Origin of the sequence: Streptomyces sp. NPDC021356 (genome assembly GCF_040641015.1) — a bacterium.
Classification (GTDB): domain Bacteria; phylum Actinomycetota; class Actinomycetes; order Streptomycetales; family Streptomycetaceae; genus Streptomyces.
In genome coordinates, this window is the sequence record NZ_JBFACU010000023.1 from 37,935 (window position 1) to 59,651 (window position 21,717).

Annotated in this window: 20 protein-coding genes and 1 pseudogene; 12 read left to right on the plus strand and 9 right to left on the minus strand. The window is 74.2% G+C overall.

Translation table 11 applies throughout. From position 1 onward, the window contains the following. Positions 1 to 11: 11 nt before the first annotated feature. The gene (locus AB0G56_RS27655) at positions 12 to 1,328 is read right to left on the minus strand and encodes a sugar ABC transporter substrate-binding protein (RefSeq protein WP_360973962.1); all 1,317 of its coding nucleotides are present in this window, start codon (positions 1,326 to 1,328) and stop codon (positions 12 to 14) included. Positions 1,329 to 1,508: 180 nt separating this feature from the next. On the opposite strand from AB0G56_RS27655, the pseudogene AB0G56_RS27660 reads away from it, so the two are divergent. The 4 genes and pseudogenes from AB0G56_RS27660 to AB0G56_RS27675 form a co-directional block, all read left to right on the plus strand. Further along, positions 1,509 to 1,893 (plus strand): annotated as a pseudogene (locus tag AB0G56_RS27660) (sugar kinase); the annotation flags it as partial. 442 nt (positions 1,894 to 2,335) lie between these two features. Further along, on the plus strand, positions 2,336 to 3,328 hold the full coding sequence (gene dhaK / locus AB0G56_RS27665) for a dihydroxyacetone kinase subunit DhaK (protein WP_360973965.1): 993 nt from the start codon (positions 2,336 to 2,338) through the stop codon (positions 3,326 to 3,328). Positions 3,329 to 3,372: 44 nt separating this feature from the next. Then, positions 3,373 to 4,071 (plus strand): dihydroxyacetone kinase subunit DhaL, encoded by a 699-nt coding sequence (gene dhaL / locus AB0G56_RS27670; RefSeq protein WP_360973968.1) that lies wholly within the window; start codon positions 3,373 to 3,375, stop codon positions 4,069 to 4,071. Position 4,072: 1 nt separating this feature from the next. Continuing rightward, complete coding sequence (locus AB0G56_RS27675) at positions 4,073 to 4,483, plus strand: PTS fructose transporter subunit IIA (protein WP_360973971.1); 411 nt, start codon at positions 4,073 to 4,075, stop codon at positions 4,481 to 4,483. 54 nt (positions 4,484 to 4,537) lie between these two features. Here AB0G56_RS27675 and AB0G56_RS27680 read toward each other — a convergent pair whose 3' ends face one another. Continuing rightward, positions 4,538 to 5,251 (minus strand): glycoside hydrolase family 75 protein, encoded by a 714-nt coding sequence (locus AB0G56_RS27680; protein WP_360973974.1) that lies wholly within the window; start codon positions 5,249 to 5,251, stop codon positions 4,538 to 4,540. Between the two features lie 391 nt (positions 5,252 to 5,642). Between AB0G56_RS27680 and AB0G56_RS27685 the strand changes: the two genes are divergently transcribed. Next, entirely contained in the window at positions 5,643 to 6,239 is a 597-nt protein-coding gene (locus AB0G56_RS27685; protein ID WP_360973977.1) for a hypothetical protein, read from the plus strand. A gap of 446 nt (positions 6,240 to 6,685) precedes the next feature. After that, a complete protein-coding gene (locus AB0G56_RS27690; protein WP_360973980.1) occupies positions 6,686 to 7,228 on the plus strand; it encodes a hypothetical protein in 543 nt (180 codons plus the stop codon). Between the two features lie 81 nt (positions 7,229 to 7,309). On the opposite strand, the gene AB0G56_RS27695 is transcribed toward AB0G56_RS27690, so the two are convergent. The 3 genes from AB0G56_RS27695 to AB0G56_RS27705 form a co-directional block, all read right to left on the minus strand. Beyond that, entirely contained in the window at positions 7,310 to 7,855 is a 546-nt protein-coding gene (locus AB0G56_RS27695; protein WP_360973983.1) for a PadR family transcriptional regulator, read from the minus strand. A gap of 181 nt (positions 7,856 to 8,036) precedes the next feature. Then, a complete protein-coding gene (locus AB0G56_RS27700; protein WP_360973986.1) occupies positions 8,037 to 10,052 on the minus strand; it encodes an NADPH-dependent 2,4-dienoyl-CoA reductase in 2,016 nt (671 codons plus the stop codon). A 182-nt stretch (positions 10,053 to 10,234) separates the two neighbouring features. Continuing rightward, a complete protein-coding gene (locus AB0G56_RS27705; protein ID WP_360973989.1) occupies positions 10,235 to 10,606 on the minus strand; it encodes a hypothetical protein in 372 nt (123 codons plus the stop codon). 294 nt (positions 10,607 to 10,900) lie between these two features. On the opposite strand from AB0G56_RS27705, the gene AB0G56_RS27710 reads away from it, so the two are divergent. Next, the gene (locus AB0G56_RS27710) at positions 10,901 to 12,979 is read left to right on the plus strand and encodes a SpoIIE family protein phosphatase (RefSeq protein WP_360973992.1); all 2,079 of its coding nucleotides are present in this window, start codon (positions 10,901 to 10,903) and stop codon (positions 12,977 to 12,979) included. A gap of 212 nt (positions 12,980 to 13,191) precedes the next feature. Here the strand turns inward: AB0G56_RS27710 and AB0G56_RS27715 are convergent, their stop codons facing one another. Beyond that, positions 13,192 to 14,025 carry a putative protein N(5)-glutamine methyltransferase gene (locus AB0G56_RS27715; RefSeq protein WP_360973995.1) on the minus strand — a complete coding sequence of 278 codons (834 nt, stop codon included), beginning with the start codon at positions 14,023 to 14,025 and terminating at the stop codon, positions 13,192 to 13,194. Positions 14,026 to 14,197: 172 nt separating this feature from the next. Continuing rightward, positions 14,198 to 15,355: a hypothetical protein gene (locus tag AB0G56_RS27720; RefSeq protein WP_360973998.1), complete on the minus strand. Its 1,158-nt coding sequence runs from the start codon at positions 15,353 to 15,355 to the stop codon at positions 14,198 to 14,200. Between the two features lie 82 nt (positions 15,356 to 15,437). On the opposite strand from AB0G56_RS27720, the gene AB0G56_RS27725 reads away from it, so the two are divergent. Continuing rightward, on the plus strand, positions 15,438 to 15,932 hold the full coding sequence (locus AB0G56_RS27725) for a MarR family winged helix-turn-helix transcriptional regulator (protein WP_360974001.1): 495 nt from the start codon (positions 15,438 to 15,440) through the stop codon (positions 15,930 to 15,932). Positions 15,933 to 15,955: 23 nt separating this feature from the next. Here AB0G56_RS27725 and AB0G56_RS27730 read toward each other — a convergent pair whose 3' ends face one another. Further along, positions 15,956 to 16,708, minus strand: coding sequence for a GNAT family N-acetyltransferase (locus tag AB0G56_RS27730; RefSeq protein WP_360974004.1), 753 nt, complete (start codon positions 16,706 to 16,708; stop codon positions 15,956 to 15,958). Beyond that, on the minus strand, positions 16,705 to 17,631 hold the full coding sequence (locus tag AB0G56_RS27735) for an NADP-dependent oxidoreductase (protein ID WP_360974007.1): 927 nt from the start codon (positions 17,629 to 17,631) through the stop codon (positions 16,705 to 16,707). The genes AB0G56_RS27730 and AB0G56_RS27735 overlap by 4 nt, the downstream gene beginning before the upstream one ends. Before the next feature lie 280 nt (positions 17,632 to 17,911). On the opposite strand from AB0G56_RS27735, the gene AB0G56_RS27740 reads away from it, so the two are divergent. The 4 genes from AB0G56_RS27740 to AB0G56_RS27755 all read left to right on the plus strand — a co-directional run bounded on the left by AB0G56_RS27740 (position 17,912) and on the right by AB0G56_RS27755 (position 21,617). Next, complete coding sequence (locus AB0G56_RS27740; protein WP_360974010.1) at positions 17,912 to 18,517, plus strand: sulfite oxidase-like oxidoreductase; 606 nt, start codon at positions 17,912 to 17,914, stop codon at positions 18,515 to 18,517. Positions 18,518 to 18,584: 67 nt separating this feature from the next. Next, positions 18,585 to 19,340, plus strand: coding sequence for a ferredoxin reductase (locus AB0G56_RS27745; RefSeq protein WP_360974224.1), 756 nt, complete (start codon positions 18,585 to 18,587; stop codon positions 19,338 to 19,340). A 381-nt stretch (positions 19,341 to 19,721) separates the two neighbouring features. Further along, complete coding sequence (locus tag AB0G56_RS27750; protein ID WP_360974013.1) at positions 19,722 to 20,690, plus strand: acetylxylan esterase; 969 nt, start codon at positions 19,722 to 19,724, stop codon at positions 20,688 to 20,690. 171 nt (positions 20,691 to 20,861) lie between these two features. After that, entirely contained in the window at positions 20,862 to 21,617 is a 756-nt protein-coding gene (locus AB0G56_RS27755) for a GntR family transcriptional regulator (RefSeq protein WP_360974015.1), read from the plus strand. The last annotated feature ends 100 nt before the right edge of the window (positions 21,618 to 21,717 follow it).

A 21,717-nucleotide genomic window follows, 5' to 3' on the forward strand; every position in this document is an offset into this window, starting at 1 on the left:
GGTGTCCGTGCTCACTTCGCCGGCATCTGCTGCTGGGCCTTCTGCAGCTTGGCCTTCACCGAGTCGGTGGTCACCGCGCGGCCGGCCGCGGCGTCGGCGAACAGTTCCTTCACCGCTGTTCCGACGGCCGTCTCGAACTGGGACTCGTCGGCCACCTGCGGCAGCGCCCGCGCGCTGCCGGCGAGGGTCTGGCGGAGCACCGCGGTGCCCTGGGAGTTGAACGCCGGGTCCTTCTGGGCGGACTTGACCGGCGGGATGGAGCCGTAGGCGGTGTTGAGGATCTTCTGTTCCTCGTCGCTCGTCATGAACTTCACGAACTGTGCGGCGCCGTCGAGGTTGTGGGTGTTCTTGAAGACCGCCATGTTGATGCCGGCCACCATCGAGTTGATCTGTGCTCCCGTGCCCGGAGCGCCCGACTGCACGGGCGCGGGGGCGGCGGCCCAGTCGGAGTCCTTCATGCCCAGCGCCTTGAAGGTGGCGGACGCGGTCTGCCACAGCACCATCGCCGTCCTGCCCTTGGCGAAGTCGCTCAGTGACTGGTTCTGCGCGTACTCGGCGTTGCTGACCGGGATGACCTTGTCCTTGGCCATCAGGTCGACGTACTGCTTGACCGCCGCGACCGCTCCGTCGCTGGTGAAGTCGGGCTTGCCGTCGGCGCCGAAGAAGTGGGCGCCGTGCTGCTCGGCGAACACGAACACCTGGTGGATGTTCTCGGAGAGGTTGGACCCCTCGGCCCCGATGGCCTGCTTGCCCTTCGCCTGGATCTTCTTGCCGTCGGCGGTCAGCTCGGCCCAGGTGGCGGGCGGCTGGGCGATCCCCGCGTCGGCGAAGATCTTCTTGTTGTAGTAGAGCGCGTACGCCATCGAGTACAGGGGTACGGCCGCCGGGTCCTTGCCCTGGGCGCCGGTGGAACCGAGGGCGGAGTCGACGAAGCGGTCCTTGCCGCCGATCTTGGCGAAGTTCGCCGCGTCCCAGGGCAGCAGGGCGCCGGTCGCCTGGAGGGAGGCGCTCCAGGTGTTGCCGATGTTGAGGACGTCGGGCCCCTGCCCGGAGGTGGTCGCGGTCAGGATCCGGTTCAGCAGGTCCGCCCAGGGAACGACCTCCAGCTTCACCTTGATGCCCGTCCGCTTCTCGAACTTGTCGAGTTCGGGCTGGAGGACCTTCTTGTCCACGGAGATGCCGGCGCCCTGGTTCGAGGCCCAGTAAGTGAGCGTCTTGGGCGAGTCGTTTGACCCGCCACCGGCGGAAGCACCGCCTCCGCAGGCCGTGGCCGCGAGGGCGAGAGACAGGGTGACGGCACCTACGGCCGCGGCTCGGATGCTGCGCATGGCTCTTGGTGTCCCTTTCCGGGAGTGGACAGCCGCGGCCCCGCTCCGAACGCCGGCAGCGTTCGACTCCTGAAGGAGGCCATGGCTTAATTTAGGGAGTGAGTTAAGACCCGCAAGAAGAAGGCGTCAAGAGGCCGGGCACGCACCTCGTCCTCCTTCGTCCGCGACCGAGGAGGCCAGGTGCCGGAAGACGGCGGCCGCACGGTACGTGACCTGCGGGGGAAGCCGGACCGCCGTTGTGCAACAGTTGTATTTCGACGGCCCGTCGAGCCGCGGCGCGCGCCTCCGGGCGACCGGAGTGAGTTCGGGCTCCATCAGCAACGTCGCGACGGAGTCGACCGCCGAGGGTCTGGTGGAGGAGAGCGGCAGCACCGACTCCCGCGGCGGGCGTCCGCGCGCCCTGCTGCGCGTCGCGCCGGACGGCGGCCGCCTGTTCGGCGTGGGCAGCGGGGTGCCCGGCATAGTCGGCGGCGGCGCCGCGGGCGGTGCCGTCGTGCACGGTCGGACCATGGGGTGGCACGCGGTACCCCTGGGTCGGCTCCTGCGCGACACCGCTCGACTGCCACCGCACGTCAGGCCCGGCGGGCGGCTCCGAGCGGGCGGCCGGCCACAGGGACGGTCCGGCGGGGTCACGGCGCGCGACCGCGCCTGGTCAGGTGGTCTCCCGCGGTCGCCCGGGACACACCTGCCTCACGGGCGACATCCTCCGAGGTGGGGGCCTGATCGCTCATGCCCGCACCCTGACGGCACGCCGGAAACGGCGTACAGAGCGCTCTCCGCCTACGCCGCCCGGGTGCCGCGGGTGTGTGCGGGCGATGCCGGCGCCCCATGGGCCGGCGAGGCCCCCGCGCGCGAGGACGGCGGCGTCCGTACGCGTCCTGATCGTGATCCCGGACCGGGGCGCGCCCATGACGTTCCCGCGCGTGACCTTCGCTGCCGCAAGACCGATACTGCCGACAGCGGAACCCCAGCCGAGACCCGCCTGCCGACTTTCCCAGGAGGTACCCATGAGGATGCTGATCAACGTTGCGGAAACCGTGGTCGCGGACGCGCTGCGCGGCATGGCGGCGGCCCATCCCGAGTTGACGGTCGACGTGGACAACCGGGTGATCGTCCGGCGGGACGCTCCTGTGGCCGGAAAGGTCGCGCTGGTGTCCGGAGGCGGATCGGGACACGAGCCCCTGCACGGAGGGTTCGTGGGCCCCGGGATGCTCTCGGCCGCGTGCCCCGGTGAGGTCTTCACCTCCCCGGTGCCCGACCAGATGCTGCGGGCCGCGGCGGCCGTGGACAGCGGCGCGGGTGTGCTGTTCGTCGTGAAGAACTACACGGGTGACGTGCTCAACTTCGACATGGCGGCCGAACTCGCCGAGGACGAGGGCATCCGGACCGCCAAGGTACTGGTCGACGACGACGTGGCGGTGACCGACAGCCTGTACACCGCGGGGCGGCGCGGCACGGGCGGCACCCTGTTCGTGGAGAAGATCGCGGGCGCCGCGGCGGAGGAGGGCCGGCCACTGGAGCAGGTCGAGTCGATCGCCCGGCGGGTCAACGAGAACGCGCGCAGTTTCGGTGTCGCGCTGAGCGCCGTCACCACCCCGGCCAAGGGGAGCCCCACCTTCGACCTGCCGGCCGGTGAGCTGGAGCTGGGCATCGGCATCCACGGCGAGCCGGGCCGGGAGCGGCGGCCGATGATGACGTCGGGGGAGATCGCGGACTTCGCGGTGAACGCGATCCTGGAGGACATGAACCCGCGCAACCCCGTACTGCTCCTGGTCAACGGGATGGGCGCCACCCCGCTGCTGGAGCTGTACGGCTTCGGCGCCGAGGTGCACCGGGTCCTGGCCGAGCGCGGTGTGGCCGTGGCCCGCGCGCTGGTCGGCAACTACGTCACCTCCCTCGACATGGCGGGCGCCTCGGTCACGCTGTGCCAGATCGACGAGGAGCTGCTGCGGCTGTGGGACGCGCCCGTGAACACGCCGGGCCTGCGCTGGGGTCTGTGACCGTGCCGGCAGCTCGACCGTATCCACCACGCAAGGGAGTTCCAGTGCTCGACGCCGATTTCTTCCACCGCTGGATGACGGCGACGGCCGCGTCCGTCGACCGTGAGGCGCAGCGGCTCACCGACCTCGACTCGGCCATCGGGGACGCCGACCACGGCAGCAATCTGCAGCGCGGCTTCTCGGCCGTGCGGGCCACGCTGGAGCAGGAGGCACCCGACACGCCCGGCGGGGTCCTCACGCTGGCCGGGCGGCAGCTGATCTCGACGGTCGGTGGCGCGTCGGGGCCGCTGTACGGGACGCTGCTGCGCCGCACCGGCAAGGCTCTGGCGGACGCCTCCGAGGTGTCCGAGGAGCAGCTCGCCGAGGCGCTGCGGGCCGGGGTGGACGGGGTGATGAAGCTGGGCGGGGCCGCGCCGGGCGACAAGACGATGGTCGACGCGCTGGTGCCGGCCGTGGATGCGCTCGGCGAGGGCTTCGCCGCCGCGCGCGCCGCCGCCGAGCGGGGCGCCGAGGCGACCACGCCGTTGCAGGCCCGCAAGGGCAGGGCGAGCTATCTCGGGGAGCGCAGCATCGGGCACCAGGACCCGGGCGCCACGTCGTCGGCGCTGCTGATCACCGCGCTGGCCGAGACGGCCGGAGCGACCGGGACGACGGGTGCGACGGGAGCGACCGAATCCGGCGGAACGGACGGGACCGGCGGGACGAACGGGGCCAGTGGCACGGCCGAAGGGGCGGAGGGCTGACGTGGGTGACGGCGGACGGGTCGGGATCGTGCTGGTGTCGCACAGCGCCGAGGTCGCGGCCTCGGTGGCGGAGCTGGCGAAGGGACTTGCCGGCGGGGCCGAGGAGGTCCTCGTGGCGCCCGCGGGTGGCCGCGAGGGCGGCGGACTGGGCACCAGCGCGGAGCTGGTCGCCGCGGCGGCGGCGGCCGTGGACCGGGGGGCCGGGGTGGCCGTGCTGACCGACCTCGGCAGTGCCGTGCTCACGGTGAAGGCGCTGCTCGCCGAGGGCGACGAACTGCCGGACGGCACACGGCTGGTGGACGCCCCGTTCGTCGAGGGCGCGGTGGCGGCCGTCGTGACGGCCGCCACGGGGGCCGGGCTGGACGAGGTGGAGGCGGCTGCCGCGGACGCCTACGCCTACCGGAAGGTGTGAACCGGGCCGGGGACGGGTCCGCAGGGCCCGCCGCCGGGCCGCCCCGCCCCCCGGTCATCCGACGCGTGCGCCGGCGCCCACCAGCCGCCGGGCCAGCCGCTCGCCCTGCGCCACGGCCGCCGCGTGGTCCTCGATGCGGCCGACCCGCGAGTTCTCGAAGACGATGTACGTCACTCCCGAACGCGCTCCGCCGCCCAGCGGGTCGGCAAAGATGCCGAGTTGCCGCGCGGCGGCGTAGGAGGCCTCGCCGATGAGGTCCCGTGGCCCCGTGTCGCCGACGACCGCGTAGCGCACCCGGCCCCGGTAGACGAGGGCGGCGACCGAACCGCCGCGCAGGCCCTTGGCGCGGTGGTCCCAGATGCGGCTGGGGGCGGGCAGCACGATGTAGGGCAGGCGTTCGGCGTTCAGCCGGCGGCCGTCGGACTGCGCGTAGGCGGCGGCGGGCGAGAACTGCGGGTCGGTGCGGCGGTTGCAGCGGCGGGTGGGCCGTCCGTCGCAGTCGATGTCCAGGTCCGCCTTCCAGTAGACGGCGCCGGGCAGCCCGCAGACCGGGATGGTGGCCCGGGCGCCCGCGTCGGAGCGGTAGCGGCCGCGGGACACCTGGGCGCAGCCGCGCGTCCTGGCCAGCAGGTCGGCGGCGCCGACGTCGCCCTCGTCGCGGGCCGCCGGCTCGCTGCGCGGGTGGTGCGGGGACGGGGCGGCGGGCAGTGTCGTCGGAGCCAGCAGGGCGGCGCTCGCCGCGACGAGGGTCAGCGACTGGACACGCACGATGAGGAACCCTCTCCTCGGGGACATTGACAGACATTCATCTCATCGGTGATGAATGCGATCGTGCGACCACACGTTAGGGGACGGGGCCGCTCAAGGCCCGTAACGCCTGCCGGGCGGCCGGGGGCCGGACCCCCGGGGTCCTGACTCTCCCCCGGCCACCGGCGCAGGCGCGGGACCAGCGACGACAGCGGTCCGCGCCACGGCGCGAACTACCCGTATTCACCGGGGAGTTCGGCTGGGATGCGGTCAGCATACGCAACGCTGCGGGCGGCTCGCGCACCCCCGCCCTCTTGAGGGGTCCCCGGCCGGCTCCGGCCTATTGGTCCGGACCAAAGACCGCAGCGGTGTGCGGGCTCCCCGCGCCGCAGTTGACGGGGAGGCCGACCTCGTGCGAAGCGTTCCGGAGTCTGATTCCCGCCCGTGCCGCCTTCCCGGGCGTGTCGTCGCGGTCTGCGGGGCCCTGGCGCTGCTCGCGGCGCGCGGGCGGGGCACAGCAGACGACGGGGAGGGCGGCGCGCCCGGAGCGCCGACCGGTGTCACCGCGGCGGCCGGCAGCGCCACCAGCGTGCACGTGATGTGGAACGCGGTGGCCTCCGTTCCGGGCATCCGCGCCTACCGGGTGGCCCGCGACGCGGCCGGCGACCTCTCCCCCGCCGGCCCGGCCGTCCGTGTCGCCACGCCGGGCTCCGACGACGGGCGGGGCACCGCGCCCACCGTGTTCCAGGCCGCGACACACCGTGCGGACGGCGCGTACTACCTCGACCTCGACTGGGTCACGCCGCGCACCGGCGGCGAGGTGACGGAATACCAGGTCCAGCTCGACGGGCGGCCGGCCACCTCCCTCGTCTGGGGCGGGCCGCCTCCGCGCGGGAAGGCGTCGTACAGCTTCTGCCTGGGCCGGGGCGCCCGGGTCAGCCACCGGGCGCGGTTGCGGGCGCGGCTGCCCGACGGTACCTGGGCGGCTTGTCGGCGGAACGGACGGTGACCACCGGGGCGGGAGGGCCGTCCGACGGGACCGGGACCGGACGCGCCGTCGGACCGTCCGACGGGACCCGGACCGGACGCGCCGTCGGACCGTCCGACGGGACCCGGACCGGACGCGCCGTCGGACCGTCCCGACCGGATCCGGACCGCACACGTCGTCAGGCCGTCCCATGCGACCCGGACCAGACGTGCCGTCAGGCCGTACGACCGGATTCCGGACCGCACACACCGTCAGACCGTCCCACCCGAACCGGATCAGACGTCCCGTCAGACCGTACGGACCGGACCGGCGACCGGGCGGTGCCCGCCGTCACCCGAGCGGGTGCGCCGCGCGTGCGAGGGGCGCCCGGTGGGCGTTGGCTGCCCCTGAGGAGGCAGCACGGGCGATCCCCTATCTCCGGCGGCACATGGGGTGGCCCGCCGACCGTGCCGCCGGAGGACTGTCCCATGCGCCACACTCAGCCACGCCCGCGCCGGGCCCCGGTCGCGGCGGCAGCCGCCGTCACGCTCGCCGTCGCCGCAGGACCGGCGGCGGCGGCGCCGGGCATCTCGGCGCGCGCCGACGGCTCCGCCGTGTCGGTCACCACCAGCGCGTGCACCCCGGTCGGCGGCGGCTGGGGGACGGCGTCGCTGCTCGGGCGCGGCCAGACCAGCTTCGCGCAGGGCCGCAGAGCGGCGCTCACGGGGACGAGCGTGAGTCAGTCGGCCGCCTGGCAGAGTGTGCGGCCGGGCACGTACACCGTGATCGTGGTGTGCGCGAACAACATCACCGCCGGAACCCAGTCGGTCGTCGTCACCGCCGCCTCCGGGCCGACGGCGTCGGCCACGTCCGCGCCGGCCAGGCACTCGCTCGGTGTGACGGGGGGGCGCGGCGGGGGCGTCAAGGAGTACGGTGCGGTCACGCTGGCGGGGGGCGGGGCCCTGGTGGGGGCCGCGCTGATCGCCACCGGGTGGGTCCTGCGCCACCGCTCCAGGCCGTACCGGCTGTGAGGACCGGTGCTTTCAGGCACCTGACGCAGTGACGGCCGCCCGTCCGGCGTCCGCCGGGCCGGGCAGCGCGGAACCGCGGTCTCAGGTGCCGTCCGGCAGGTCGGTGAACTCCTCCAGTGCGTGGCCGAGCCACTGGGTCCAGAACGTCTCCAGGTCGATCCCGGCCCGCAGCACCAGGTGCCGCAGCCGGTCCTGGGAGCTGTCCCGGCCGGGCGGGAAGTCGCGCTCCTCGATCTCCCGGTACTCCGCCAACTGCCTCTCATGCAGTACGAGATGGCGCCTGAGGTCGTCTTCGAGGCCGGCCGTGCCGACCACCGCGGCGGCGCGCAGCCGCAGCAGCAGGGCGTCCCTCAGCGGCTTCGGCTCCTGGGCGGCGGCGGTCCAGCGGGCCAGTTCCGCGCGGCCCGCCGCCAGGACCTCGTAACTCTTCTTCTGCCCGCGGGCCGGCTGCTCGGCCGGCAGCGTGCGGATCAGGCCGTCCGCCTCCAGTCTCCCCAGCTCGCGGTAGATCTGCTGATGCGTCGCCGACCAGAAGTAGCCGATCGACCGGTCGAAGCGCCGCGTCAGCTCCAGCCCGGAGGACGGCTTCTCCAGCAGGGCGGTGAGGATGGCGTGCGGGAGTGACATGCGGCCCATCCTAGGGAGGGCCGCGCCGCCGGACGGCCGGATCCCCGGCCCAGGACCGGGCAGAAACCCAGGGCCGGACAGAAACCCAGGAGCTGGCACAGCCCCAGGCCCCGGCAGAGATCCAGGCCCAGACCGAGGCCGAGGCACGGGTCCCGGCCCCCGCCATGTCCACAGCCGGCCCCTACAGGGACGCCGCCAGTTCCGTGCCCTGCTTGACGGCGCGCTTGGCGTCCAGTTCGGTGGCCACGTCCGCGCCGCCGATGAGGTGCGCGGCGCGCCCGGCGGCCAGCAGTGCCTCGTACAGGTCGCGGCGCGGCTCCTGCCCGGTGCACAGGACGATGGTGTCGACCTCCAGGACACTGCTGGTGCCGTCGACGGTGATGTGCAGTCCGGCGTCGTCGATCCGGTCGTAGCGCACGCCGGGCACCATGGTGACGCCGCGGTGCTTGAGTTCGGTGCGGTGGATCCAGCCCGTGGTCCTGCCCAGCCCGGCGCCGACCTTGGTGGTCCTGCGCTGGAGCAGGTGGACGGTGCGCGGCGGCGCGGGCCGCTCGGGTGCGGTGAGGCCGCCGGGCGTGCGGTGGTCCGTGTCGACGCCCCAGGCCCGGAAGTACGCCGCCGGGTCCTCGCTCGTCCTGTCGCCGCCGTCGGTCAGGTACTCGGCGACGTCGAAGCCGATGCCGCCCGCACCGAGGATCGCCACCCGCTCGCCGACGGGGGCGCCGCCCTGGAGCACGTCGAGGTAGCCGAGGACGCGCGGGTGGCCGACGCCCGGGATGTCGGGGGTGCGCGGGGTGACACCCGTGGCGACGACGACCTCGTCGTAGCCGGCGAGGTCGTCCGCGCCCACGCGCGTGTTCAGCCGTACGTCGACGCCGTGTGCCGCGAGCTGGTGGCCGAAGTAGCGCAGCGTCTCGTCGAACTCCTGCTTGCCGGGGACCTTCCGGGCGACGTTGAGCTGGCCGCCGATCTCGGCGGCGGCGTCGAACAGGGTGACCTCGTGGCCGCGTTCGGCCGCCGCCACCGCGCAGGCGAGACCCGCCGGGCCGGCACCGACGACGGCGACGCTCTTGCGCCGACGGGTCGGCGACAGCACCAGTTCCGTCTCGTGGCAGGCGCGCGGGTTGACCAGGCAGGAGGTGATCTTCCCGCTGAAGGTGTGGTCGAGGCAGGCCTGGTTGCAGCCGATGCAGGTGTTGATGGCCTCGGGCGTCCCGGCGGCGGCCTTGGCGACGAAGTCGGGGTCGGCGAGCATCGGGCGGGCCATGGACACCATGTCGGCGCAGCCGTCGGCGATCAACCGCTCGGCGAGTTCAGGGGTGTTGATGCGGTTGGTGGTGACGAGCGGCACCGAGACGGCGCCCATGAGCTTCCTGGTCACCCAGGTGTAGGCGCCGCGCGGCACGGAGGTGGCGATGGTGGGGATGCGCGCCTCGTGCCAGCCGATGCCGGTGTTGATGAGGGTGGCGCCGGCCGCCTCGACGGCGTGGGCGAGCCGGATCACCTCCTCCAGCGTCGAGCCGCCGGGCACCAGGTCCAGCATGGACAGCCGGTAGATGACGATGAAGTCCTCCCCGACCGCCTCGCGCACCCGGCGGACGATCTCGACCGGCAGGCGCATGCGGTTCTCGTACGAGCCGCCCCAGCGGTCGGTGCGCCGGTTGGTGGGCGCGGCGACGAACTCGTTGATCAGGTAGCCCTCGGAGCCCATGATCTCGACGCCGTCGTACCCGGCCTGCCGGGCGAGGCGGGCGGTGCGCACGTAGTCGTCGATGGTCCGCTCGATGTCGGCGTCGGTCAGCTCGCGGGGCACGAAGGGGCTGATGGGCGCCTGGAGGGGGCTGGGGGCGACGAGGTCGCGGTGGTAGGCGTAGCGGCCGAAGTGCAGGATCTGCAGGGCGATCCGGCCGCCCTCGCGGTGTACGGCGGCGGTGACGACGGCGTGCCGGCCGGCTTCGGCCTCGGTGGTCAGCTTGGCGCCGCCCTCGTACGGCCGTCCCTCGTCGTTGGGGGCGATGCCGCCGGTGACGATCAGTCCCACCCCGCCGCGGGCGCGGGCCGCGTAGAACTCCGCCATGCGCTCGAAGCCGCCCTCCGCCTCTTCCAGCCCGACGTGCATGGAACCCATCAGGACGCGGTTGGGCAGGGTGGTGAAGCCCAGGTCGAGCGGGCTCAGCAGGTGCGGGTAACGGCTCATCGGGCCCTCCGTGCGTGGTGGCGTACCCGCTAGTTGTAGAGGACCCGGAGGCAGTTGTGCAACTAGTTGCAAAAGGTCGGGGCGCGCGTCCCCGGGGCGGAGGGGACGGCCGCCGTCACTCCGGCGGCCGTACGGCCGCCGTCTTCCCGCGGCGGCCGGCGCCCCTCACACCGCCGGTGCCGTCAGCGGCTCTCCAGGCGGACGTGCAGTTCCCGCTCCTGGTCCCCGGAGGCCGTGGCCAGGTCCTGGACGGTGAACAGGGAGTCCAGGGTCGTACGGAACCGGTCGATCGCCCAGTAGCCGCCCTGCACGTCCGCGATGACGGACGCCCCGAGCCGGGTGGGCCCGCAGTCGGGCCCGTGCGTCTCGGCGACGTCGAAGGTGCCGAGCCACACCGTCGGGCGCACCTCGTGGAACTCGCGGGGCACGTCGTCCGTACACCGGTCGGACGAGTAGCAGCCGCACAGGGCGTCGAAGACGATCCGGGCGTCCTCCTTGCTGCATCCGCTCAGCTCCACCGACACGGATTCCGGGTGCGCTCGCTCGCTCTCCATCGTGATCGCTCCTCTCGTGGCCGCGCTGCAGTACCGCACTGGGGTTCCCCCCGAGCCGCGCTCCACCCTCACTCCTCTCAGCAAAGCACCACCTTGCTCGCGGCACTACCGGCGCCGGCCGTCCGCCCGGGCGGCGGCCCTTCCGGCGGATTCGGCGGGACGGCCACCCGGGTGTTGAGAGATGGTGGAGAGGAGCGACGGACCCTCTCGGACGTGAGCGGGGGCGCGGTGCGACGGGGCGTGCCGGCCCGGGGGGACGGCGGGCCGCGTGGACGGGTGAAGGCGGTGCGTGGGATGACTGCAGCCGGGGCTCCCCTGGCCGAGGGCGACGAGCCGGTGTCCGGCCCGGTACAGCCGAGCGGCCTGCTCGACGTGCTGCGCGTGGCCTCGGTCGTGCTGGACGCCCAGGGACGCATCGTGCTGTGGAGCCCGCAGGCCGAGGAACTGTTCGGCTACTCGGCGCGGGAGGCGCTGGGCCAGTACGCGGCCCGGATCATGGTCCACGAGGAGCACCTCGACGTGGTCATCGAGCTGTTCACCGAGGTCCTGCGGACGGGCCGGAGCTGGGCGGGCGCCTTCCCCATCCGGCACAAGGACGGCAGCACCCGCCTGGTCGAGTTCCGCAACATGCGGTTGCTGGACGACCGCGGGGACGTCTACGCGCTCGGGCTCGCCGCGGACCAGTCGACCGTGCGCCGGCTGGAGCGGGACGTCGCCCTGTCCGCCCGGATCGTCTCGCAGTCCCCGATCGGGCTGGCCGTCCTGGACACCCGGCTGCGCTACGTCTCGGTCAATCCGGCCCTGGAGCGGATCGACGGCGTCTGCGCCGAGGAGCACATCGGCCGGACCGTCCCCGAGGTGCTGGCGCAGGTGGACGCCGACGCCGTGGAGTCGGCGGCGCGGCAGGTCCTCGCGACGGGGCAGTCCCTCGTCGACGTCTTCGCGGTCGGCAGGACACCGGCCGACCCCGACACCGACCACGCCTGGTCGGTGTCGATGTACCGGCTGGAGGACGCGGTGGGCACCCCGCTGGGGGTAGCCGTGTCGGTGGTGGACGTCACCGAGCAGTACCGGGCGGGCATCGAGGCGGAGGCCGCCCGGCGGCGCCTGGCGCTGATCGCCGACGCCTCGGCCCGCATCGGCACCACCCTGGACCTGGACCGCACGGCCCGGGAACTGGCCGATGTCGCCGTGCCGGAACTGGCCGACGTGGCTGCCGTGGACCTGCTGGAAGCGGTCGTCGGGGGCCGCCGCAGCAAGCTGGGGCCCGCAGAACCCGCGGTGATCAGGGCGCTGGCGGTGCGCGCCGACCACGCCTCGGACGCCCTGGAGGCCGCCGACACACCCGGCCAGATCGCCCGCTACGGCCCCGACCGCCTGGTCACCCGGTGCGTGCGCACGGGAGAGCCGGTCCTGGTGGCGCAGGTGAAGGACGAGGACCTGGCCTGCATCGCCCGGTCCCCGGAGGCCGCCGTCCTGCTCGGCCGTGCCGGCGTGCACTCCTACCTGGCCGTGCCGCTCATCGCGCGCGGCGAGGTGCTCGGCGCGCTGGACCTCAAACGCACCCGCAACCCGCACCCCTTCAGCGACGACGACGTCCTGCTGGCCCGGGAGCTGGCCGCCCGCGCGGCCGTGCAGATCGACAACGCGCGCTGGTACCAGAACGCCCGCGACACCGCCCTGACCCTCCAGCGCAGCCTGCTGCCCCACCATCCGTCGGTCACGGGGGGTCTGGAGGTCGCCTCCCGCTACCAGCCGGCCGGGGCCACCACCGAGGTGGGCGGCGACTGGTTCGACGTGATCCCACTGGAGGACGACAAGACGGCACTGGTCGTCGGCGACGTCATGGGCAGCGGCATCGGCGCCGCGGCCACCATGGGGCGGTTGCGCACCGCGACGAAGGCCCTGGCCTCGCTCGACCTCGACCCCGCGCGGCTGCTCGAACACCTGGACCGGATCACCGACGGCCTGGACCACTCCATCGCCACCTGCCTGTACGCGGTCCACGATCCGCGCCTGCGCCAGTGCCGGATCGCCAACGCCGGGCACCTGCCGCCGGCCCGGGTGCGGCCCGGCCGCCCTCCCGAGCTGCTCGACCTGCCCACCGGGGTGCCGCTGGGCGTCGGCGGTGTCGCGTTCTCCACCACCAGCTTCGGCCTGGAGCCGGGCGACCAGCTGGTGCTGTACACCGACGGTCTGGTGGAGACCCGCCGGCACGCCCTGGACGAGCGCCTGGACCTGCTGCTGTCGCTGCTGGACGATCCACTGCTTCCGCTGGAGGAGCTGTGCGACCTGCTGCTGCGCAGGCTGCGGCAGCCGGACAACCACGACGACGTGGCGCTGCTCGTCGCCCGCGCGCAGACTCCGGCGTAGGGCCTGGCGGACGGCAGTTCGACGACAGGGCCTCGGGCCACTCGTCGCCAGGGCCTCGGACCTCTCATCGCCAGGGCCTCGGACCTCTCATCGCCAGGGCCTCGGACCTCTCATCGCCAGGGCCTCGGGCCTCTCATCGCCAGGGCCTCGGGCCTCTCATCGCCAGGGCCTTCGGCCTCTCGTTCGGATCGGGCCGGGCCCGGGAGCCGCCGTCACCGCGCACCCTGCCGGCGCGTGCCGAGGACGACGTGCGCGTACAGCTCCTCGGAGGCCGCCAGGCGCGCGGCGAGTCCGGCCGCGGCGAAGGCGGCCAGGGCCGCCGGTGCCTGGCGGGCGCTCGTCTCGACGAGGAGGCAGCCGCCGGGGGCGAGCCAGTCGGAGGCCCCGGCGGCGACCCGGCGCAGCACGTCGAGGCCGTCGGCGCCGCCGTCGAGCGCGGTGGGCGGTTCGTGGTCGCGGGCCTCGGACGGCAGGAGGGCGACCTCGCCGGTGGGGACGTAGGGCACGTTGGCCGCGAGGATGTCAACGCGTCCGCGCAGCGCGGCGGGCAGCGCCTCGAACAGGTCACCCTCGTGGACCCGGCCGCCGACCGCGTCCACATTGCGGCGGGCGCAGCGCACCGCCGCCGGGTCGATGTCGGCGGCGTGCAGTTCGACGGGGCCGAGCGCGGTGGCCAGCGCGGTGCCCACCGCGCCCGAGCCGCAGCACAGGTCGACCACCACGGAGGCGTCCGGCGCCTGGGCCAGGGCCTGGTCGACGAGGAACTCGGTACGGCGGCGGGGTACGAACACGCCCGGTTCCACGGCGATCCGCAGGCCGTGGAACGCGGCCCAGCCGAGGACCTGTTCGAGGGGCAGACCGGCGGCACGCCGCTCCACGAGGACGGTGACCTCGTGCGGCGTGCCGGCGGTGGCGAGGATCAGCTCCGCCTCGTCCTCGGCGAACACGCAGCCGGCGGCGCGCAGTGCCGTGACGGCCTCGGCGCGTACGGCCGGCGGAACGGGGGCGGGAGAGGGGTGGGCGGACGGAGGGGGAAGTTCAGGCATGGAGGCCGAGACCTTTCGGGAGCCGAAGAGTGCTCCCGCGGTCACCTACCGACGGTGATCCGCGCCTCGGAGGGAGGAGAGCACCCGAGCCGACACAGCGGTGATGGGTCTCACCTCCTCGGTCTCCCACGGCCGGGACCGTCCACGGCCGCAGATCACCTTACCCCAACCCTCAGACGCCGACGGTCTCTTCGAGTTCCTCCTCGGCGGCCTCCTCGGGCGTTTCGGCAGCGCTCGCGCCGGCCGGCCGGGAGCCGGTCGCCTCCTCCCCGGCGTCCCGCACGGGGAGCGCGGGCGCCGTGCGCGGCGCACCGGCGGCGTGGGCGCCGCCCGCCGCGTGGCCTCCCCCGGCCGCGTGAGCGCCGTGCGAGGCGGACGTCCTGAAGCCCTCGTAGGCCGCCGCGATCGCGGTGACCGCCAGGCCGGCCAGCAGCCAGGCCACCAGCGTCCACAGATCGCGGCCCAGGCCGTCGCTGCCGAAGTAGAGCAGACTGCGGGCGCCCTCGACGAACCCGGCGCCGTTCCAGAAGGCGTGCAGGGTGCCGAAGAAGCCGTTCTGCAGTTCGGGCCGGAACAACCCGCCGGAGGTGGTGAAGTTGAGCATCACGAACAGCACCATCATGGTGAGCGTCGTCCACCGCTTGAGGAAGGTGTGCAGACCGACGCCGATGAAGAGGATGCCGGCGGAGTAGAGCCACGCCATGCCCCAGACGCCCGCGAGGCCGTGCGGGGCGAGGTGGAAGACGGGGCCCGCGAGCAGCGCGCCGATGCCTCCTACCGCGGCGGACACCCCGAGCGTGAGCAGGGCGCGGATCCGCATCGACAGGGCCGCGCCGGCGGCGCCGATGGCCGCGACGGAGGCGTAGGAGCCGATGCTCAGCGCGACCAGCAGGAAGAACAGGCCCTGTCCGGTGGGGTCGTCGGAGCTCGGCGGGACCACGTCGGTCACCTTCAGTGGATGGCCCTGGCGCGCGGCGACGGGCGTGAAGACCTTCTCGACGGCGGTGGCGCTCATGTCCGACCCGGCGCCGGCCACGATCAGTTCCGGCGCCCCGGCGGGCACGTAGGCCCCGTCGATGTCACGGGACTCGAGCAGGTCGACCGCGGCCTTGCGGGTGCCCACCGTGCGGACGTCGAGCTGGTCGCCCGCCGCGTCCTTGACCGTCTGGGCGAACACCTTGGCCTGCGGTCCGGCGCCCACCACCGCGACGGGCAGGTGGTGCGGCTGCGGGGTCACGAACGCGCCCATGTACGCGAGCCCCATGCCCAGGCACATCAGCAGCGGGGTGATCAGGTGGGTGAGCACATGGCGCAGCGCGGGCGACCTCATCGCTCACGACCTCCAAAGGTTGGCATATACAACTCTTGATTCAGTTGTACTATACAACCAGAAGGAACCGGGGAGGTATTCCGTGACAGCAGCCGAGGCGCCGGACGAGAGCGCCGCCACCCAGGGCGTGCCCGCGAGCGGTCCCGCCGGGGAGGTGGCCGTCGAGACCATCCAGCGCGAGATGACGGTGTTCGCCCGCCGCGCCAGGGCCTCGGCGGGCCGCATGCACCCGGAGCTGTCCCTGGTCTCGTACACGCTGCTCGGGCACCTGGAGGAGCGCGGCGGCTGCCGCGCCACCGACCTGGCCGCGCACTACGCCCTGGACAAGTCCACCGTCAGCCGGCAGGTCGCCGCGCTGGAGCGGACCGGCCTCATCGAGCGGCGCCTGGACCCGGAGGACCACCGGGTCCAGGTGCTGCACCTGACGGACGCCGGCCGGCAGCTCCTCGTCCAGGTCACCGAGAGCCGCCGGGCGGCCTTCCACGAGCGGCTGGCGGGCTGGCCCGAGGAGGACCTGAAGCGGTTCGCGGGCTACCTGACCCGCTACAACGCCTGGACACCGCCCGGCGGCTGCTGATCCACCCGCGGGCGCACGCCGCTCTACGCCACCGGCACCGCGGCCGCGAGACCGTCGTCCAGCCTCTCGGGGACGCGGGCCGCGAGGAACACGGTGCGGCGGCGCAGCCGGAAGCCCAGGGACTCGTACAGCCGTATGGCGTCCGTGTTGCGCGCGCCCGTGTGCAGGAACGGTGTCTCGCCGCGCGCGCGGATGCCGTGGGCGACGGCCAGGACCAGCCGGCTCGCCAGACCCCGGCCGCGGAAGGCGGGGTCCGTGCACACCGCGCTGATCTCGGTGTGACCGGGCGGATGCAGCCGCTCCCCCGCCATCGCGACGAGCGCTCCGTGATGGCGTATGCCCAGGTACGTGCCGAGTTCGATGGTGCGCGGCAGGAACGGACCGGGCTCGGTCCGGGCGATCAGGTCGAGCATCTCCGGCACGTCGGCGGGGCCGAGGCGGACCGCCTCCGGGTCGGGGGCCGCGGCCAGGCCGTCGTCGACGAGCTGCACGCCCTCGACGTGGAAGGTGATCTCCCAGTCCGCGGGCACCCGGCCCGCGAACCCCGGCAGGGGGACCTCGGTGCCGGGCCCGGCGAGGGCGGCGAGATCGGCCCAGTCCCGGGCGTCGGGCTCCGCGGGCAGCGCCAGCCACGGCGACATGTCCACGGGGTAGCGCAGCACCCTCCCGCGCCGCTCGGCGAAGCGGGCGTGCGGGCCGGTCAGGGAGGCCAGGGCCGGGTTGTCCAGGACGTGTCCCCGCCCCGACCCGGCGGCGCCGCCCGTGTGCACGCTCACGCGGCGACCTCGATGACGACCTTGCCGCGGGCGTGACCGTCCTCCACGGTGCGCAACGCCTCGGCGGCCCGTTCCAGCGGAAACGTCTGCGTGACGTGCGGGTCCAGGGCGCCGCGGACGACCAGCTCCGCGACCGCGTCCAGGACGGCGGCGGTCCGGGCACGCCGCACCCGCGCCCCGCCCAGCGCCTCGACGTCCGGCCCCGGCGCCCCGGCGGTGATCAGCTTCGCGCGGTCGGCCGCCAGGCCCGCCGCCTCCCGCAGGGCCTCGCCGCCGACCAGGTCGTAGACGCCGTCGGCGCCGTCGGGCGCGGCGGCCCGCACGCGCTCGGACCACCCGGGCCCGGAGGGCACGTGCACCGCGCCGAGCGACTCCACGAAGTCCTTCTTGCCCTCGCTCGCCACGCCGAGGACCCGCAGCCCGAAGGAGCGGGCGATCTGCAGGGCCGCCGCGCCGACCCCGCCGCCCGCGCCCGTGACGAGCACGGTCGCCCCCGTCGGCAGGTCCAGCTGGCGCAGACCGTCGTAGGCGGTGGCCGCGGCGACGGGCAGCGTGGCCGCGTCGGTGAACGGGACCGCGGCGGGCTTGTGGGCGGCGACCTCGGCCGGCAGCAGCGCGTACTGCGCGTAGCCGCCCGCCGCCGTGTTCCCGAAGACCTCGTCCCCGGCGGCGAAGCCGGTGACGCCCTCGCCGACCTCCTCGACGACGCCGGACGCCTCGCTGCCGAAGACGAGCGGGAAGACCGGCTCCCCGCTCTCGCCGGGGCGCCGGAAACCCGTGCGCAGCTTCCAGTCGACCGGGTTCACCCCCGCCGCGCGCACCGCGATGAGGATCTGCCCGGGGCCGGGACGGGGCCGGTCGACGTCCACGAACGCCTCGGTGTCCGGGCCGCCGTACCGGGTGAAGACGTACGCCTTCGGCATCGCTCCCACTCTCCTTCGCTGTCGCCGTGTCACCGGCCGCGGGCCCACCGCGGCCGGCACGCCACCTGCAAGGGAGATCGCCCGGCGGCTATTCCCGCTCGCGGCGGGCCTCCCGGAGAGTTCACACGGCTGTCACGACGGCGGGCCCGGCCCGGGGCGGGAGCAGGTCCGGCGGGCACGTACGGTGGACGTGTCAGCAACCGTCCCGCCCGGCCGGCGGGAGGTCCGTCCCGTCCGACCGGCGGGGCCGCCGCACGGCGGCCCGGAAGGCACCACCCGCATGCACGTCACCCGAGGCTTCACCGGGCGCCCGCGCGTCCACAACCCGGGCCTGCCGCCCGGACAGTACGACGCGGGCGACGACTGGCCCGTCCTGTCCGCGGAGGTCACGCCCGACCTCGCGCCCGAGGACTGGACCTTCCGCGTCGACGGCCTGGTCGCCGAGGCCCGTACCTGGGACCTGGCCCAGGCGCGGCAGCTCCCCCGGTCCGCCTACGAGGGCGACATCCACTGCGTGACGGGCTGGTCGAGGTTCGGGGTGCGCTTCGGCGGGGTGTCGCTGGACGTCTTCCTCGACGCGGCGGTGCCGCACGCGCGGGCCACGCACGCGGTGGCCTACTCGCACACCGGGTACACCAGCAACCTGCCGCTGGCCGACCTGCGCGGCGGGCGCGCCTGGATCGCGTTCACCCACGACGGCGAGCCGCTGGCGGCCGAGCACGGCGGCCCGGCGCGGCTCCTGGTGCCGCACCTGTACTTCTGGAAGAGCGCCAAGTGGATCGCGGGCCTGCGGATCCTCGACCACGACGAGCCGGGTTTCTGGGAGCAGAACGGCTACCACGCGCGCGGCAACCCCTGGGAGGAGCAGCGGTACTCCGGTGACTGAGACGCTGGTGACCAAGACGCCGATGCCCGGGACGCCGACGAGCGGCACGCCGACGTCCGGGACCCTTGTGCCCGGGGCGTTCGTGCCGCCGAGCCGGTTCGCCGTGCCCGGCCGTATCGCGGTGGGCGAGCAGGCGGCCGCGACCTGGCGGACGGCGACCCTGACCGAGATCCGCCGGGAGACCCCGCGCGCCGCCACCTTCCGCCTCGCGGTCCCGCACTGGGCGGGGCACCTGCCCGGGCAGCACCTGATGCTGCGGCTGACCGCGCCCGACGGCTACGTGGCCCAGCGCCACTACTCCCTCGCCTCCGCGCCCGACGACTCGGGGCACATCGAGCTGACCCTGGACCACGTCGAGGGCGGCGAGGTCTCCGGCTGGTTCCACACGGTGGCCCGGCCGGGCGACCAGGTGGAGGTGCGCGGGCCGCTGAGCGGTTTCTTCGCCTGGCCCGGCGACCGGCCGGCGCTGCTGCTCGGCGCGGGCAGCGGGGTCGTACCACTGATGTCGATGGTGCGGCACCACCGGGCTCGGCGCCTGACCGTGCCGCTGCGCCTGCTGGTGTCCGCGCGCAGCCCCGAACAGCTCATCTTCGCCCGCGAGTTCGGTGCGGAGACCACACCCGTCTTCACCCGCGCGGCCCCGGCGGGCGAGCCGGTGGGACGGCTGTCCGCCGCACATCTGGCACCGCTCGTCGCCGAGGCGCCCGAGGGCGGCTGGGAGGCGTACGTGTGCGGGTCCAACTCCTTCGCGGAACACGCCTGCCGGCTGCTCGTCACGGCGGGCCTGCCCGTGGACCGCGTCCGCGTGGAGCGCTTCGGCTGACGGCGGGCCCGCCCGCGCGCCGCCGCCGGCCGCGCGCGAGGTGCCGGTCGCGCGCCTGGGCGGTGCGAGTCATGCCACGGGCCGGCAGGGTGCCGGTCCCGTGCCTGTGCGGCGCCGGTCCCGTGCCCGCCCGGCACCGGTCAGGGGCCCGCGCGGCGCCCCCGTGTCCGGGTGACCCGATCACCTGCCCGTGTACCGCGCCGCCGCGCGCTGTCCGACCCGCCGGACGAGCCGTCAGGCACGACCACCCCGACCAGCACGACAGGGGAACGGCGATGCCCCCGGCCGTCCGTCCGGCCACGGACCGGGTCTGGCGAACCATCCGACCACCGCCGTACGGTGTGATCACCCTCACTACGCGTCCCAGCAAGGCGGTTGCCGATGCCTCTGTTCGACCTCCCCCTCGACGAACTCAGCGAGTACCGCAGCGCGTCGACCGAGCCGGAGGACTTCGACGCCTTCTGGTCCAAGACCCTTCTGGAGGCCCGCGAGCACGATCTCGACGCCCGCTTCGAGCTGGTCGACACCGGGCTGAGCACGGTCAAGGTCTACGACGTCACCTTCGCCGGGTTCGGCGGCCACCCGGTCAAGGGCTGGCTGACACTGCCCACCCGGGTCGACGCGCCGCTGCCGCTGGTCGTGGAGTTCATCGGCTACGGCGGCGGACGCGGGCTGCCGCACGAGCATCTGCTGTGGGCGTCGACGGGCCGGGCGCACTTCGTGATGGACACGCGGGGCCAGGGCAGCGCCTGGGGCGGCGGAGGCGGCACCGCCGACCCGTTGGGCGGCGCTCCGGCGTACCCGGGGTTCATGACCCGCGGCATCGACGCGCCCGAGAACTACTACTACCGCCGGGTGTTCACGGACGCGGTCCGCGCGGTCGAGGCGGCGCGCTCGCACCCGCTGACCGACTCCGCCCGCACCGTCGCGCTCGGCGCGAGCCAGGGCGGCGGCATCACGATCGCGGTGGGCGGCCTGGTGCCGGACCTCGTCGCGATCGCGCCGGACGTGCCGTTCCTGTGCGACTACCCGCGCGCCGCGACCCTGACCGACCGGCACCCCTACCGGGAGATCGGGCTCTACCTCAAGACGCACCGCGGTCGCACCGAGGACGTGCTGCGCACGCTGGCGTACTTCGACGGGGTCCACTTCGCGGCCCGCGGCCGGTCGCCGGCCCTCTTCTCGGCGGCCCTGGAGGACGAGACCTGCCCGCCGTCCACGGTGTTCGCCGCGTTCAACGCGTGGGCGCACGAGGACAAGACGATCGAGGTGTACGACTTCAACGACCACGAGGGAGGCGGCCCCTACCAGGAGGCCACCCAGCTGCGCTGGCTGCGCTCGCGCGCCTGAGCGAGCCGGGCGAGGGAACCGGCGGCGGCCCGGCGACGTGTCGAGGAGTGGGGCATGAGCGGATTTCGGTCGAACCGCACCAACCATCTTCCGACTGGTTTAGACCAATGGTAGATCTGGTGGCGCACCGAGCCCACGCGGCTACCGTACGTCATCAACAGGAGGCGCGGCATGGCCCGCACCACCCCCCACCCCCGTCCGACGACCCGGGGAGCGGCCGAAGCACAGCCGCTGTACTGGAGAATCGCCACCCAACTCCTCGGCGAACTGCGCGCCGGCACCATCCCGCCCGGTGAACGCCTGCCGAGCGAGCGGCACTTGGCCGCGCACTTCCAGGTGAGCCGGGAGACCGTGCGGCAGGCACTGGAGGTGCTGCGCCGCGACGGGCTCGTCGCCACCGACCGGCGCGGCACCCACGCGACGCTGACCGGGCTGCCCGTCGAGCCGTCCACGTTCCTGGACTTCCCCGTGGGCGCCCGCTCCGCCGTCCCGGACGCCTTCGACCGGGCCACGGTGGCCTGGGAGACGCCGCCGCCGGAGCACGCGGCGGAGCTGGGCCTCGCCCCCCGGCGGCCGACCCTGGTGCACCGCTACCGCTCGGCGACGGCCGACGGCACCGGACTGCGCACTGCGGTGACATCGTTTTCCGCGGTGGCCCTCGCGGAGGTGGACGAGCTGGCCCGCTACCGGGACCGCGCCGACGGCTCGTGCGCCGCACAGTTGCGGCGGGCCTACGACTGGATGCGGCGGGCGGGCCTGGCCCTGCACCACCGGGACGCGATCACCCGGCTCACGGACGGCCCCTCGGTGCGCGTCACCCGGCGCGTCCACGACCAGTACGCCCGCCTGCTGGAGATCACCGACCTCGTGGTGGACGCCCGGCAGGACGCGCTCGTCTACGAGTTCACGCTGCCGGCGGCGGGCTGAGCCACCGGCACCGGACCGCCCTTCGGCAGCGCGCTCGTCCTCGTCGGGCCGACCGGCCGCGGTCTCGGGGCAGCCGGCGGGCCGTCCTCGGCCGGATCCG